This window comes from Kitasatospora sp. NPDC051164 (genome assembly GCF_044455625.1).
In the GTDB taxonomy this organism is placed as follows: Bacteria; Actinomycetota; Actinomycetes; order Streptomycetales; family Streptomycetaceae; genus Kitasatospora.
Genome location: NZ_JBITFB010000020.1, coordinates 122,783 through 135,573 on the forward strand (window position 1 = coordinate 122,783; position 12,791 = coordinate 135,573).

A 12,791-nucleotide genomic window follows, 5' to 3' on the forward strand; every position below is an offset into this window, starting at 1 on the left:
ACCCTACGCACGAGCACCGACGAGAGGATCGGGGGAAGAGCGGGTTCTCACGTGGTGGCGAGCGCGTGCCCCAGCAGGGACATCGCGTCGGGCATCACCCGCCGCCAGAAGCCGTCCGTGTGCTCGCCGTCGGGGAACCGCGCCTCTCGCGCCCGGGCCTGGCTCGCGACCTGGCGGGCGGCGGGGCAGAACGGGTCCTCCTGGCCGCACCACACGCCGAGGGCGCCGACCTGCAGGTGGTCCGGACGCAGTGTCGGTTCGTGGGCCTGCCAGTCCGCCTCGTCGGCGTACCCGCCGGTGGTGCGGGCGTCCGCCCAGGTGCGGAAGACGGCCGGGCTGAGCAGCGCGACGGCGTCCAGGTTGCGGCCGGCCTGCGTGCGGCCGATGGCGTACTGCAGGGCACCCGATCCGCCCATGGAGATCCCCATCACGGCGCGCGGCGTGGGCAGTTGACGGGCGTGCAGCCAGCCGGGGAGTTCCTCGCGGAGCATCGCCTGCGGGTCGTCTCCGCCGGGGGCTTGCTGGTGCCAGTACGTGGCGTCCCCGCCGTCCACCGCCACGACGGCGAACGGCGGCACGCCGCCCTTGACCGCGGCCGCCAGGAACTGCGGCACCCCGAGCGCCACCATGCCCTGCGCGTCGCTCCCGCGTCCGTGCAGCATGACGCAGACCGGCAGGTTCGCGCTCGCCGCGGCGCCGGGCGGGAGCATGGTGATCATCGTGACCTCCCGGCTCCGCGCCGCCGAACGCACCTGCTCGACGCGTACCGCTCCTGGCGCCACGTCCGGCACCGTGCCGTCCGTCCCGGTCATGCCCAGCACCTTCTTCAGCCCCACCCCACCGGGCAGCCATCCGGCGAGCATCCCGCCCCCGGCCGCCGCCCCGAGCACGGCACCGCCACCCACGACGCCGGCCCCGATCCGCAGCAGGCGCCGGCGCGACACCGCGCGGTCGGCGGGGTTCGGCTTCGGCTGCTCGGGCTGCTCGGTGGCACTGTCGATATGTGTGGTCATGTCTGTTCGGCCTTTCGCCGTTCGGCTTCGTGCGCGCGGCTGCGGGCCGGCGTCGCACGGGGCGAAGCCCGTAGGCATGCCCGCGTTCATGAGGCGCGTGTCGTTGAGGTCCGCCCGGCCGGCCCCGGAGACGGCCCGCACTGCTGCGGCCCCGGCACTGCCGCAGGGCTCGGTCGGCGCTGTGCGCCGCGGGTGGCGTGCGGCGGGTGGCGTGCGGCGGGTGGCGTGCGGCGGGTGCCGGTTCAGAGCAGCGGCAGCGGGCGATGGCAGCAGCGGTGCTGGACTGCATGCCGTTCTGCGGCTTCTGGTTGACGCCCGCCGGTCGAGCGGACCTGCGTGGCAGCCCGGCCGAGAGCCGGCGGATGGACAGATGTCGGCACGTTTCCCCCAGTCGGCCGGCCCAAGCAAACGATCATCGTAGTGGACGAGGGATCGGACCATCTGGTTCCGCCCACGCTTCACCGCGTGCTGCTGTGCGCAGCGACTCCGGGCGGGAGAAGAAGGCATGCCGCGCCCGGCTCCCCCCGGCTCCACCCCGAGCAATAGGCAGTCCATCGACATATGTTTCTCAACTGTCTATTGTGATCGGTGCGGTGGCCGAGTGCCGCCGCGCTTCCGACCCACGTGCGAGAGGACCGCCGTGCCCCGACTTCCCCGTACCGCAAGCACATTCGCCCTCGGCGCCGCAGCCGTCGTGACGCTGGCGCTGGCCGTACCGCCCGCCCTGGCCGTACCGGCGGCGGGCTCGCCCGCGCCGGACGCGGACCCGGTGCCGGCCCTGGTGGCCGGCCGCGACACCGCCGCCCCGCAGCTGGTGACCGGCCTGTCCGAACCCGCCCAGGGCGACCCGGCCCCGGCCGCCCTGGCCCACCTCGCCGCGCACCCCGACCGCTACCACATCGACACCGGCGAGCTGGCCGAACTCGGCTCCACGCAGGGCCCCGACGGCCGGCGCACCGTCAGGTTCGAACAGCGCCACGGCGGGATCCCGGTGCTCGGCGGCCAGTACCTGGTGCACCTGTCCGGCCAGGGCGCCGGACAGAAGGTGGAATCGGCGGGCGGGCGCTACTTCACCGGCCTGAGCGCCCCCACCGCCCCCACCGTCCCGGCCGAGACCCTGCGGCAGGCGGCGCTCACCGCGCCGACCGACCCCCAGGCCGCCGCACCCGAAAGCCCGCAGACCACCGCCACCGCCACCGCCGAGGACCGCGGCGCGGTGATCCTGCCCGACGGCGGCGGCCGCCTGACCGAGCACTACACCGTGCGCGACAAGGCCGCGGCCACCGTCCGGGAGGTGTACGTCGACGCCACCACCGGCACCGTCGCCCTCGCCCACGACGCCGGCGCGCCCCGCCCGGCGACCGGGGCGGAGACCGCCCCGGCCCCCACCGCCGCCGACGACGGCCTGCAGCCCGCCACCGGCACCGCCCCCGACGCCCACGGGCGCACCGCCACCGTGAACATCGCCAAGCGGGCGGACGGCACCTACCAGCTCACCGACCTCACCCGCCCCGCCACCATCACCACCTACGACGCGACCGGCCGCGAGGCCGGCGACGTCGGCCAGGTACCTGTCCCGGCCGACACCGCCCCCGCCACCTCCCCCACCCCCGACTTCCCCGCCGCCACCGGCGACCACGGCGTCACCGACGCGCACCTCAACGCCGGGATCGTGTACGACTTCTACCGCAACCGGCTCGGCCGCGACAGCCTGGACGGCAAGGGCGGGGCGATCGTCTCCGTGGTCAACGTGAACGACGGCGGCAAGCCGTACCCGGGCGCGTTCTGGGACGGCAGCAAGATGGTCTACGGCTCCGGCGGCCCCGGCCTCTACCCCTACTCCGTCGCGCTGGACGTGGCCGGGCACGAGATGACCCACGGCGTCGTCAAGCACACCGCCAACCTGCTCTACCTGGGCCAGTCCGGCGCCATGGACGAGGCCATCGCCGACTACTTCGGCAACGCCATCGAGGCCACCGCCCGGGGCCTGTCCATGGACGACCCCGCCGCCGCGCTGCTCGGCGAGAGCCTGTGCCGCACCGGCACCCCGCAGGCCTGCGCCCAGCGCCGGCTGGACGGCCACCGCACCACCACGGCCGACTACGTGGGCACCCGCTACGAGGTCGACAACGGCGGGGTCCACCTCAACTCCCCCATCTTCAGCGGCGCGCTGTGGGACATCCGGCGCACCCTCGACCCGCTCACCGCCGACCGCGTCATCTACCACGCGCTCGCCGACTACCTCACCTCCAGCGACGACTTCCTCGCCGGCCGCGACGCGGTGCTCGCCGCCGGCCGCGACCAGGGCCTGGACAAGCGCCAACTGCGCGCGGTGGCCGCCGCGTTCGACGCCCACGGGATCCGCCCCGGCTGGCAGCACCGGCTCGGCGCCGACAGCCGCACCCTGCTGCAGAACGCCTCCAACGGCATGGCCACCCCGGCCGCCGCGGGCGGCCACTGGCTGATCCTCGGCGACGGGCCCGCCGGCACCGGGCTGTACACCGGCACCGTCGACGGCCGCGGCACCCCGGTGCGCCTGAGCCCCGAGGACGGCCGCATCCACAGCTGGGCCACCACCGACGGGACGAACGCCGCGTGGGTGGCCATGGGCGGCTCCCAGGACAGGACCCAGGACGTGCTGACCGCCCCGCTGAGCGGCGCCGGCCCCGTACGGAGCGTCTTCCGCTCCGCAACCCAACAGCTCGGCTCCGCCCAGGTCTCCGGCCCGGACATCGTCTTCACGGTCAGCGAGCACGACTACGCCCGGCCGTACCTGAGCCACGACGGCGGCGCGCCGATCGCGCTCCCGCTGCCCGAGGGGCACAGCGTGTCCCGCCCCGTCCTCAAGGACGGCCTCGTCGCCTGGACCGAGACCTGGCAGGACGGCGACCGGTGGATGACCGTCCCGACCGTCTACTCCATCGCCGCCGGGAAGGTCACCGCCCAGTACACCGCGCACGCCCCGGCCGGCTCCGGACCGAGCAGCGCCGGCTCCCTCGCCCTGGCGGGCGGGCGCCTGCTGTGGGTGGACGTCCCCGCCGACCACACCACGCGCAGCACGATCCGCTCCGCGGCCGTGGACGGCTCGGGCGTCGTCGACCTGGTGAGCGCCGACTCCCCGCACGCCCCGTTCCTCACCGGCCTCACCGCCTCCGACCAGACCGTCACCTACCAGGAGAGCGGCGCCAAGCCCGCCGGCGGCTGGACCAACGCCGCGCTGCCCAAGCTGTGGCAGGTCCCGCTCGCCGGCGGCACCCCGCAGCGCCTGTCCTGCAACCGCGGCGGCCAGTACGACGCCGCCGCCGACCAGGGCAGCCGGGTGATCTGGCTGGACGCGACCGCCGGCCGTACCGACCTGGTGGTCCGCGACCGCCCGGCGGGCACCTGCTGAGAACGCGTCACGGACGACAGGACAGCAGGACGACAGAACGGCAGGACGCCAGGACGGCGGGACGACAGGAGGGCGGGACAGCAGGACGGCGGGGCCGCGGGGCGAACTGCCCTGCGGCCCCGCCGCCGTGCCCCACCGCCATGCCCCGCCACCGTGCTACGGCATCCCGGGCTGCGGCCCCCGGTTCAGAGCCATCCCCGGCGGGCTGCCTGGACGCCGGCCTGGAAGCGGGTGGTGGCGCCCAGGTGGGCGAGGAGGACGGAGACGCGGCGTACCACGGTGCGCCGGCCCAGGCCGAGGCGACGGGCGATGGCGTCGTCGGTGGCGCCGCCGGCCATCAGGGTGAGGATGCGCCGGTCGCGTTCGTCGACGCGCAGGTCGACGCCGACCACGGTGGCCGGGACCGCCAGGCGCCACAGGGTCTCGAAGACGCCGGTCATGGCCTGCAGCAGGCTGGAGGGGCGGATCAGCAGGGAGACGACGCCGGGGCGGTCGTCGGCGGGCAGGGTGACGATGGCGAGGTCGTCGTCGCCGATGGCCAGTTTGAGCGGCGGCTCGTCCAGGGTGCGGGCCTGCTCCCCCGCCTCGACCATGCGGGCCATGTTGGGCCCGGCCACCGGGTCCTCGAACGCGCAGCCCTGGTAGATCGCGCGGTAGACGACGCCCGCGGCCATCCGGCGGCGCTGCAGGACCTCCTGGTCGGCGTAGTGGGCGTGGCTGCCGGAGTACGGGGGCACGTCGATGACCCGTACCTGGTGACGGGCCACCAGCTGCAGGCGGCGGCTGGCCGCGAGCACCTCGGCGGGGTCCTCGACCACCTCCAGGGCGCCGTAGCTGCCGGCGTCGCGCCGGGCGAAGCGGTAGAGGCGTTCCAGTTCGGCCCCGGCCCGGCGGGCGGTGGCCTGGCGCAGCGCGTCGCGTTGCAGCACCGTCTCGACGACCCGGCCCGGTGGCAGCGCCTCCCAGTCGTGGTCGCGGTCGTCGGCGCTGCCGGTGCTGTCGATGGCCACGGCGACGCCCTCGTCCGCGAGGTCGCGCAGGACGGCCAGCACGGTGTCCTCGTCCAGGCCCGCGCCGTGTGCCAGGTCGGCCAGGCGGGCGCGTGGCCGCCCGACCAGGCCGCGGTAGACGCGGCCGCGTTCGGAGTCCGGATCCAAGACGTCGTGCACGACACCCCCCGGTCATCGTGTCCCCTGCCGCCCGGCCGTACCGGGTGGCCGGAGGAGCCTACCCGGGCGGGTGGCTCACATGCGCCAGTGGCCCAGGTGCGCCGCCGGGCGCTCTGGCGCGGAGCGGGTGATGTGACGAGAGTTGTCGATGTTCAGACAGGAGAGGTGAGGCCGATCGTCAGGACCGATCGTCAGAACCGCCTGCCGGGACAGCCCGTCACACCGCCCCGTCGAAGGCCGAGGACGACCACCCATGACCCCAGCCCGGCTCCTGCCCGCCCGGCTGCGGCGCGCCCGTACGGCCGTCGCCGCCCTGGCCGCCTGCCTGCTCCTGCTCGCCGCGCCCGCGGCCGCCGCCGTCCCCGCACAGGAGCCCGCTCCCGGGGAGGCCGCTTCCGGGGGGGCCGCTTCCGGGGAGCCCGCCGGGCCGCCGCCGCTGGCGGACGGCTTCGGGCTGACCCAGGTCGGCACCGCCACCGGCAGCGCCACCAACTTCGTCATCACCGTCACCACCCCCCAGGTCGCCGGGCAGCACACCATCCGGATCCTGCTGCCCGCCGACTACGCGCAGCACCCCGACCAGCGCTACCCCGTGCTGTACTTCCTGCACGGCGCCTCGGACAACCCGAGCGACCCGGCGCTGGCCTACCCCGCGCTGGCCGCCGCGCAGTCGATGATCACGGTCATCCCGGACGGCGGCCTGCGCGGCTGGTACACCGACTGGCTCGACCAGGGCACCGCCGCCGGCGCGCAGAACTGGGAGACCTTCCACCTCAACCAGGTCCTCCCGTTCGTCGACGCCAACCTGCGCACCCACACCGACCGCGCCCACCGGGCCGTCGGCGGCCTGTCCATGGGCGGCTTCGGCGCCCTGCACTACGCCCAGGACCGCCCCGAGCTGTTCGGCCAGGTCCTCACCATGTCCGGCGCCAACGACCTGTCCGCCGACCAGATGGTCCTGCGCGGCGCCGTCGTCGCCATGCTGACCAACGCCGGCACCGTGCTGTGCGGCCCCAGCGACGGCCGCCCCTGCGGCTTCGACTACGGGCCCACCGTCTCCAGCGACGCCCTCTTCGGCACCCCGTACCCGGTGTTCAACGCCGACTGGCGCTGGAACGCCGCCGACCCGGCCTCCCGGGCGGCCCTGCTCGCCCACACCGGCATCGCCGTCTACACCGGCAACGGCAACGGCAACCCCGCCGACATGGAGTTCTGGGCCGAGGGCACCGCCAAACGCCTCAAGGAGCGCCTGGACGCCCTCCACCTGCCGTACCACTACGTCGACTACGGCGACGGCACCGGCTGGGGCGCCGACTGCCACGGCGGCCACACCGCGGGCTGCTGGGCGCAGGACCTCGCGGACTACGTCCCGCGCCTGGAAGCGGCCTTCGCCGCCGCGCCCTGACGCCCTCCCCTCCTCTCCCCTCCTCTCCCCTCCCTGTTCTCCCCTGACGAAAGGACACCCTCCTTGCCCGCCACCGAGAACCCCGGCCGTACGGCGCCCTGGCTGCGCCTGCTCGCGGCCTTCCTGGTGACCTGTTGCGCCGCCCTGGGCCTGGCCACCGCGCCCGCCCACGCCGCACCGGCCCCTGCGCCCGCCGCCGCTCCGGCCGCCACGTGCGCCACGCCGCAGCAGTGCCTGACCATCAAGTCGCTGAGCAACGGACGCCAGCTCGACGTCCAGAACGGCAACACCGGCGACGGCGTCTACGTCGTCACCAACTCCGCGCCCGGCTACCACCAGTCCTGGCGGCTGAACGTCGACACCTCCGACTACACCTTCACCATCGTCAACAACGACACCGGCAAGTGCATCGACTTGGCCTCCTGGTTCGTCCCGGCCCTGCGCCAGCAGACCTGCGCCGGTCAGGCCAGCCAGCGCTGGTTCCTGCAGCCCGCGCCGGGCGGCGGCGACGCCTTCATGATCCGCCACGCCGGCGACAACACCTGCCTGGACCTGCTGGGCGGCGGCCAGTACGACGACGCCTGGACCGACCAGTACGCCTGCAACGGCACCGCCAACCAGCAGTGGGCCACCGGCTTCCCGCAGGCCGCCCGCACCCTGGCCGTCGACCACGCCGCCAAGCAGTGCCAGAAGGACGCCTCCACCTGCTCCTGGGCCGTCCAGAACGAGGCCCCGGCCGCGCCGCTGCCCCGGATCTGCTCCTCCGCGGTCTGGTTCAACAACACCAGCGGCACCGTCCAGCAGAGCTTCGCGGTCACCGACACCAGCGGCTGGTCGACCTCCCTCGGCTCCGAGATCGGCACCGAGATCTCCGCCGGCGCGCCGGGCGCCCTGAACGCGGCGGTCAAGGTCGGCCTGAGCTTCACCAACGTCTGGAACGGCTCGCGCAGCGTCAACAACGCCGTCACCGTCTCCGTCCCGCAGCAGCAGTACGGCTGGGTGACGCTGGCCGCGGTCGCCCGCAAGGTCACCGGTACCTGGACCTTCGACGCCCACGGCATCCCGTGGACCGCCGACGACACCATCACCATCCCGGTGACCTCCGACCCCAACGCCGGGCCGACCCTCTACGTCGCCAACACCAGCCCGACGTTCACCAGCTGCTCCTGACGCACACCGCCCCTTTCGGCCGCCGCCCGCGCTACGGGCGGCGGCCGTCCGCGTCCTCCCCGGGACCGCCGCCCTCCCGGGCCAGGGCCTCGCGCGCGGCCAGCCGTCCGGCCACCCGGAAGGAGTGCTCGCGCGAGTCCAACTCGTGCACGACGGTGAAGTGCACCACCACCGCCAGCGCCACCGCCCGTCCCGGCGCCCGCTCGGCCAGCTCCTCGCGCACCCCCTCGGCCAGCGCCGCGTGGAACAGCGCCAGGTAGTGCGGGTCGGAGTCGCCGCGCACCGTGGCGTCCGGCGCCACCTCCAGGTGCACGCCCTCCTCCCACGGCTCGAAGTCCACGGTGACGATCGCCACGTCGCAGGGGCAGCCGCTCTGGCGGACGTAACGCGCCTGCACCCCGCGGATCGGGTGCGACGGGAAGCTCTGCGGTGCGACGCTCATCAGGGTCCTCGGAATCCTCGGGCTCAGGAGTAGGTGATCTCGACGGACTCGATCACCACGTCCGTCACCGGGCGCTCGTCCTCGGTGGGGGCGGTGGCGATCGCGTCGACCACGGCCTTGGAGGCCGCGTCGGCGACCTGGCCGAAGATGGTGTGCCTGCGGTTGAGGTGGGCCGGAGTGCCCACCGTGATGAAGAACTGCGAACCGTTGGTACCCGGGCCGGAGTTGGCCATCGCGAGCAGGTACGGCTTGGTGAAGAACAGCTCCGGGTGGAACTCGTCCGCGAAGGCGTAGCCCGGGCCGCCGGTGCCGGTGCCGGTCGGGTCACCGCCCTGGATCATGAAGCCCGCGATCACCCGGTGGAACAGCGTGCCGTCGTAGTACGGGCCGCTGCCCGGCTCACCGGTGCGCGGGTCCGTGTACTCGCGGGTGCCCTCGGCGAGTTCGACGAAGTTGCGGACCGTCTTCGGCGCGTGGAACGGGAACAGCTCCAGGCGGATCGGGCCCGCCGTGGTGTGCAGGGTGGCGAAGCGGGCAGTGGCCACGGGGACTCTCCTCGGGATACGGCTTGTACGGCTTGTACGGCCGGCGCTTGTGCGGCTGGCGTGCCTGGTGCGGCCGGTGCGGTGATCAGGAAGATCGGCTACGGCATCCTGGCACAGCCTCGGGGTTCACGGCCGAACCAGGTGGAAGGATCCGCACGTGACACGTAGTACGTCGGCTGGTACGTCGTCGTCTTAGTCGTAGGTCGTAGCGGAAGGGCCGGTGGCCGTGGTGGTCGGTGCGGTGCTGATCGGGGTGCTGGTACTCGTCGTCGCCGGGTGCGGATGCGTGGTGTGGGCCGACCGGGGCGGGCCGCCCTGGACCCGCGTGGTCGCGGCCCTCACGGTCCGCACCGGGGAGGCGCTGCGCAGCGCCCTGCGCAGCCGGCGGCGCCGGAACACGAACAGCGGCAGCGGTGACTGAGGGCGGCGCGGTGGAGCGGGACCGGCTGCGGGCCGTCTTCGAGTCGGTCCTGGCCGGGACCCTGGCCGGGCGCGGGGTGCCGAGCTGCCTGGGCCTGGACATGGAGACCGACGAGGCGCTGTGGGCGATCGAGTTGGCCCGCCCCGACGTGTCGCCGGACCTGGTCGAGGCGGCGCGCCGTGCCTTCGCCGGGCAGCTGGACGGCAGCAATGCGGCCCGTCAGCACGCATGGCAGGCACGCAGGTTCGCCGACCGGGCGGCTGACGCGAGGCCCCGGCGCCTGACGTGAGGCCGCGGCGTCCGACGCGGGACCTCGACGGCTGACGCCGGGGCCCCGATGCCTGCCGCGCCGCGTGGCCCCGGTCGGGACGTGGATAGGGTGGGGCGGGTGAGCTTCCATCTCGTCGTCGGATACGGGCCCGCCGGGGCCGCCACCGCCCGCCTGCTGGCCGAACAGGGCCACCAGGTCCGGGTCGTCACCCGATCCGGACGCCCCGCGCACCAGCCTGCCGAGGGCGTCGAGGGCGCTGACGGCGTCGAGCACCTCGCCGTCGACGCGAGCGACCCCGCGGCGCTGGCGCAGGCCGCGCGCGGCGCCGTCGCGATCCACGGCTGCGCCGCGCCGCCGCTGCCGCAGTGGGCCCAGCGCTGGCCGGCCCTGTCCGCCTCGCTGTGCGCGGCGGCCGAGGAGAGCGGCGCGGTGCTGGTCATGCTCGGCAACCTGTACGGCTACGGGCCGCTGGCCGACCCCGCCCGCCCCATCACCGAGGACCTGCCGCTCGCCGCGACCGGACCCAAGGGGCGGGTGCGGGCGGCCGCGTGGGAGCAGGCGCGGGCGCTGCACGAGGCCGGGCGGATCCGGGCGGTGGAGGTCCGCGCCTCCGACTTCTTCGGCCCCGGCGTCACCGACGGCGGCCACCTGGCGGCGCGCGCGATGCCGGGCGTGCTCAAGGGCGGCTCCGTCGCCGTCCTCGGTGACCCGGACGCCCCGCACAGCTGGACCTACCTGCCGGACGTAGCACGGGCGTTGGCCGAGGTCGCGGGCGAGGAGCGGGCCTGGGGCCGGGCCTGGCACGTGCCCACCGTCCCCGCCGAGCCGGTGCGCGCGATGGTCGATCGCCTGGCCGCCGAGGCCGGCACCGCGCCGGTCTCGGTGCGCCGCCTGTCCCCCGTCCTGCTGGGCGCGGCCGGGCTGTTCTCCCCGCTGCTGCGCGAACTGCGCGAGACCCGTTACCAGTTCGACCGGCCGTTCGTGGTGGACTCCTCCGCGTACGAGAAGGCGTTCACGGTGCGGGCGACGCCGCTGGACGAGCAGGTCGCGGCGACGGTCGCGTGGTGGCGCGAGCGGGTGCGGCCGTAGCGCCGGCTCAGTGCGCGAGCGCGTCCGCCCCGCGGTAGTCGGGCGTCGGCACGCCCTCGACGAGGATGATGTCGGCGTTCATGTGCCGGGTGCGCAGCGGCAGGATCTCCCGGTAGGCGGGCGAGTGCCACCAGGCGCGGGCCCGCTCGACGTCGGGGAACTCGATGACGATCGTGCCGCCGGCGCCCCAGCGGCCCTCCACCGTCTCGGACGGGCCGCCGTGGACGAGGAAGCGGCCGCCGAAGGGGTCGAGGGTGGCGTCGATGCGCTCCAGGTACTCGACGATGTCGGGGCCGAACTCGACCGAGTGGACCTGGGCGATCGCGTAGGCGGTCATGGGGTGCTCCTGGGGTTCGTCGCGGTGGTCGGTGGTTCCTGCTGACGTCCCCGACAGTAGGACGCGGCCGGGGGTGGGCGAATCCGTCACGTATAGGTAGGGGTGACGTGCCTGCCGGTCCTGACGCCTCGTGTAGCATCCGCGCAGCTCAAAGGCGTGACCATACGGACGGATGAGGAAGAGTGCAGAAGAGAGCCGACGGCGGCCCCGGGGACAGAGCCGAGGACGACAGGATGACGCGGCGTCGGCGAAGCCTCGCCGTGGCGGCCGGGGTGTGCGTGCTGGGCGTGACCGGGATCGGCGGGACGCTCCTGCTGGCGGGGTCGCCGACCCCGGCGACGCCGGACTCCGCGGCCACCTCGGCCCCCTCCCCCTCCGCTTCCCCGTCGGCCGAGGCCCCGGCACCGGCACCGGCCCCTGCCGAGACGCCCGCGGCCGCACCGACGACGGACGGACCCGGGGCCGGGTCCGAAGCCACCGCCCCCACGCCCGAGGCCCCGGCCACCGCGCAGCCGACCCGGTCCCGCCCCACGGCCGCCGCGGCGCCCGCCACCTTGGCCCCGGCCTCGCCCACCGGCAAACAACCGGCGTCCCCCGCCGCCAAACCCTCACCCGACTGGACCATCCCGCCCAGGCCGGTGCCCACCTTGCCGCCCGTCCCCGCCTCCTGCCCGCACGGACAGATCGCTTCCTGGGACGGCTGTCACCCGCTCGGCCCGGCCATCCCCCTCGGCCCGACCAATCCACCCGCCACACCCCACTGAACCACCCACGGTCGGGAGAGCTTCGGCCGCACCACCTGGTCCGCGCCCCGACCAGCCAGGGGTGCCCCGCCCTTGACCCCGGCGAGGAAAGAGGACCAGGCGTCGGCGGGGAACCGCAGCACGGGCCCATGGGGGTCCTTGGAGTCACGCACCGGGACGACACTGCTGCTCCCCGCGTGAGTGCGGCATCGGCAAGTTGGGGTGACATTGCTACCCGTACCAGCTACGAGCGCCACAGGTCGGGCTCCAGGGTCCGGTCGATCATCTCGTCCGAGGCGGGGAACTCCCCCGTGAGGACGGCGGCGAGGAAGTCGGTCATGCCCCCGTCAAACCGGTGCATCTCGCTGATGTCGAAGCGCCACACCACGACCGGCCACTCGTCCGGGCTGCCGGCCGAGGTGTCCCAACAGAAGTAGTCGGAGATCGTGTTATTGGCCCACGCGAGCAGGCAGCCCTTGCCTGGGAACGGCTCGTACGGGCGGCCGAACTCGGGATCCCACCCGTACCACTCCTCCAGCATCTCCCCGACGTCCTTGTTGAAGTAGTAGAGGCCGTCGAACCTCTGCTCGTCCGGGATGCCGGGCCGGAGCGCCGGTGTCACCACCGCGAGGTCGCCGTGGTACTGGACGCGCCCGTACCGTTCCACGAACGCACGGTAGTCCGAGGGCAGTTCAACGCCGAGTCGCTCGACGGACCCCGCCCAGTGCACCTCGAAGGGCTCATGGCCGGGGTCGCCCATGATCTCCGCGAGCCGGCCGATGCTGCTCGTCATTT

At 74.4% G+C, this 12,791-nt stretch carries 13 protein-coding genes and 1 pseudogene; 7 read left to right on the forward strand and 7 right to left on the reverse strand.

What is annotated here, in order from left to right:
• Nucleotides 1–47: 47 nt before the first annotated feature.
• The gene (locus ACIBEC_RS28375; RefSeq protein ID WP_360497565.1) at nucleotides 48–1,013 is read right to left on the reverse strand and encodes an alpha/beta hydrolase-fold protein; all 966 of its coding nucleotides are present in this window, start codon (nucleotides 1,011–1,013) and stop codon (nucleotides 48–50) included.
• Between the two features lie 640 nt (nucleotides 1,014–1,653).
• Here ACIBEC_RS28375 and ACIBEC_RS28380 point away from each other — a divergent pair.
• Nucleotides 1,654–4,404, forward strand: a complete 2,751-nt coding sequence (locus ACIBEC_RS28380) for a M4 family metallopeptidase (protein ID WP_360497568.1) — start codon at nucleotides 1,654–1,656, stop codon at nucleotides 4,402–4,404.
• Nucleotides 4,405–4,589: 185 nt separating this feature from the next.
• On the opposite strand, the gene ACIBEC_RS28385 is transcribed toward ACIBEC_RS28380, so the two are convergent.
• On the reverse strand, nucleotides 4,590–5,573 hold the full coding sequence (locus ACIBEC_RS28385; protein ID WP_360497571.1) for a hypothetical protein: 984 nt from the start codon (nucleotides 5,571–5,573) through the stop codon (nucleotides 4,590–4,592).
• 253 nt (nucleotides 5,574–5,826) lie between these two features.
• Between ACIBEC_RS28385 and ACIBEC_RS28390 the strand changes: the two genes are divergently transcribed.
• Nucleotides 5,827–6,978 carry an alpha/beta hydrolase-fold protein gene (locus tag ACIBEC_RS28390; RefSeq protein ID WP_360497574.1) on the forward strand — a complete coding sequence of 384 codons (1,152 nt, stop codon included), beginning with the start codon at nucleotides 5,827–5,829 and terminating at the stop codon, nucleotides 6,976–6,978.
• Between the two features lie 63 nt (nucleotides 6,979–7,041).
• A complete protein-coding gene (locus ACIBEC_RS28395) occupies nucleotides 7,042–8,148 on the forward strand; it encodes an RICIN domain-containing protein (RefSeq protein ID WP_360497577.1) in 1,107 nt (368 codons plus the stop codon).
• 31 nt (nucleotides 8,149–8,179) lie between these two features.
• Here ACIBEC_RS28395 and ACIBEC_RS28400 read toward each other — a convergent pair whose 3' ends face one another.
• Together ACIBEC_RS28400 and ACIBEC_RS28405 are read right to left on the reverse strand one after the other, a co-directional pair.
• Nucleotides 8,180–8,590, reverse strand: coding sequence for a hypothetical protein (locus ACIBEC_RS28400; RefSeq protein WP_360497580.1), 411 nt, complete (start codon nucleotides 8,588–8,590; stop codon nucleotides 8,180–8,182).
• Nucleotides 8,591–8,613: 23 nt separating this feature from the next.
• On the reverse strand, nucleotides 8,614–9,135 hold the full coding sequence (locus tag ACIBEC_RS28405; RefSeq protein WP_360497583.1) for a peptidylprolyl isomerase: 522 nt from the start codon (nucleotides 9,133–9,135) through the stop codon (nucleotides 8,614–8,616).
• Nucleotides 9,136–9,355: 220 nt separating this feature from the next.
• On the opposite strand from ACIBEC_RS28405, the gene ACIBEC_RS28410 reads away from it, so the two are divergent.
• The 3 genes from ACIBEC_RS28410 (at nucleotide 9,356) to ACIBEC_RS28420 (ending at nucleotide 10,916) form a co-directional block, all read left to right on the forward strand.
• Nucleotides 9,356–9,556 carry a hypothetical protein gene (locus ACIBEC_RS28410; protein WP_396289155.1) on the forward strand — a complete coding sequence of 67 codons (201 nt, stop codon included), beginning with the start codon at nucleotides 9,356–9,358 and terminating at the stop codon, nucleotides 9,554–9,556.
• The gene (locus ACIBEC_RS28415; protein WP_360497586.1) at nucleotides 9,549–9,845 is read left to right on the forward strand and encodes a hypothetical protein; all 297 of its coding nucleotides are present in this window, start codon (nucleotides 9,549–9,551) and stop codon (nucleotides 9,843–9,845) included. Before ACIBEC_RS28410 ends, ACIBEC_RS28415 begins: the two co-directional genes overlap by 8 nt.
• 99 nt (nucleotides 9,846–9,944) lie before the next feature.
• Entirely contained in the window at nucleotides 9,945–10,916 is a 972-nt protein-coding gene (locus ACIBEC_RS28420) for an NAD-dependent epimerase/dehydratase family protein (RefSeq protein ID WP_360497589.1), read from the forward strand.
• Between the two features lie 7 nt (nucleotides 10,917–10,923).
• Here the strand turns inward: ACIBEC_RS28420 and ACIBEC_RS28425 are convergent, their stop codons facing one another.
• Nucleotides 10,924–11,253: a DUF1330 domain-containing protein gene (locus tag ACIBEC_RS28425; RefSeq protein WP_360497592.1), complete on the reverse strand. Its 330-nt coding sequence runs from the start codon at nucleotides 11,251–11,253 to the stop codon at nucleotides 10,924–10,926.
• A gap of 233 nt (nucleotides 11,254–11,486) precedes the next feature.
• On the opposite strand from ACIBEC_RS28425, the gene ACIBEC_RS28430 reads away from it, so the two are divergent.
• On the forward strand, nucleotides 11,487–12,017 hold the full coding sequence (locus tag ACIBEC_RS28430) for a hypothetical protein (protein ID WP_360497825.1): 531 nt from the start codon (nucleotides 11,487–11,489) through the stop codon (nucleotides 12,015–12,017).
• Between the two features lie 65 nt (nucleotides 12,018–12,082).
• Here the strand turns inward: ACIBEC_RS28430 and ACIBEC_RS28435 are convergent.
• Together ACIBEC_RS28435 and ACIBEC_RS28440 are read right to left on the reverse strand one after the other, a co-directional pair.
• A pseudogene (locus ACIBEC_RS28435) lies at nucleotides 12,083–12,187 on the reverse strand (DUF397 domain-containing protein); the annotation flags it as partial.
• A 53-nt stretch (nucleotides 12,188–12,240) separates the two neighbouring features.
• Nucleotides 12,241–12,789, reverse strand: coding sequence for an SMI1/KNR4 family protein (locus ACIBEC_RS28440; RefSeq protein WP_360497595.1), 549 nt, complete (start codon nucleotides 12,787–12,789; stop codon nucleotides 12,241–12,243).
• Nucleotides 12,790–12,791: the final 2 nt, after the last annotated feature.

What these genes read in the sequence shown, in the direction of transcription:
- ACIBEC_RS28375 (WP_360497565.1), bottom strand. Translation starts at nt 1,013, where the DNA reads ATGACCACACATATCGACAGTGCCACCGAGCAGCCCGAGCAGCCGAAG.
- ACIBEC_RS28390 (WP_360497574.1), top strand. Translation starts at nt 5,827, where the DNA reads ATGACCCCAGCCCGGCTCCTGCCCGCCCGGCTGCGGCGCGCCCGTACG.
- ACIBEC_RS28400 (WP_360497580.1), bottom strand. Translation starts at nt 8,590, where the DNA reads ATGAGCGTCGCACCGCAGAGCTTCCCGTCGCACCCGATCCGCGGGGTG.
- ACIBEC_RS28425 (WP_360497592.1), bottom strand. Translation starts at nt 11,253, where the DNA reads ATGACCGCCTACGCGATCGCCCAGGTCCACTCGGTCGAGTTCGGCCCC.
- ACIBEC_RS28430 (WP_360497825.1), top strand. Translation starts at nt 11,487, where the DNA reads ATGACGCGGCGTCGGCGAAGCCTCGCCGTGGCGGCCGGGGTGTGCGTG.
- ACIBEC_RS28440 (WP_360497595.1), bottom strand. Translation starts at nt 12,789, where the DNA reads ATGACGAGCAGCATCGGCCGGCTCGCGGAGATCATGGGCGACCCCGGC.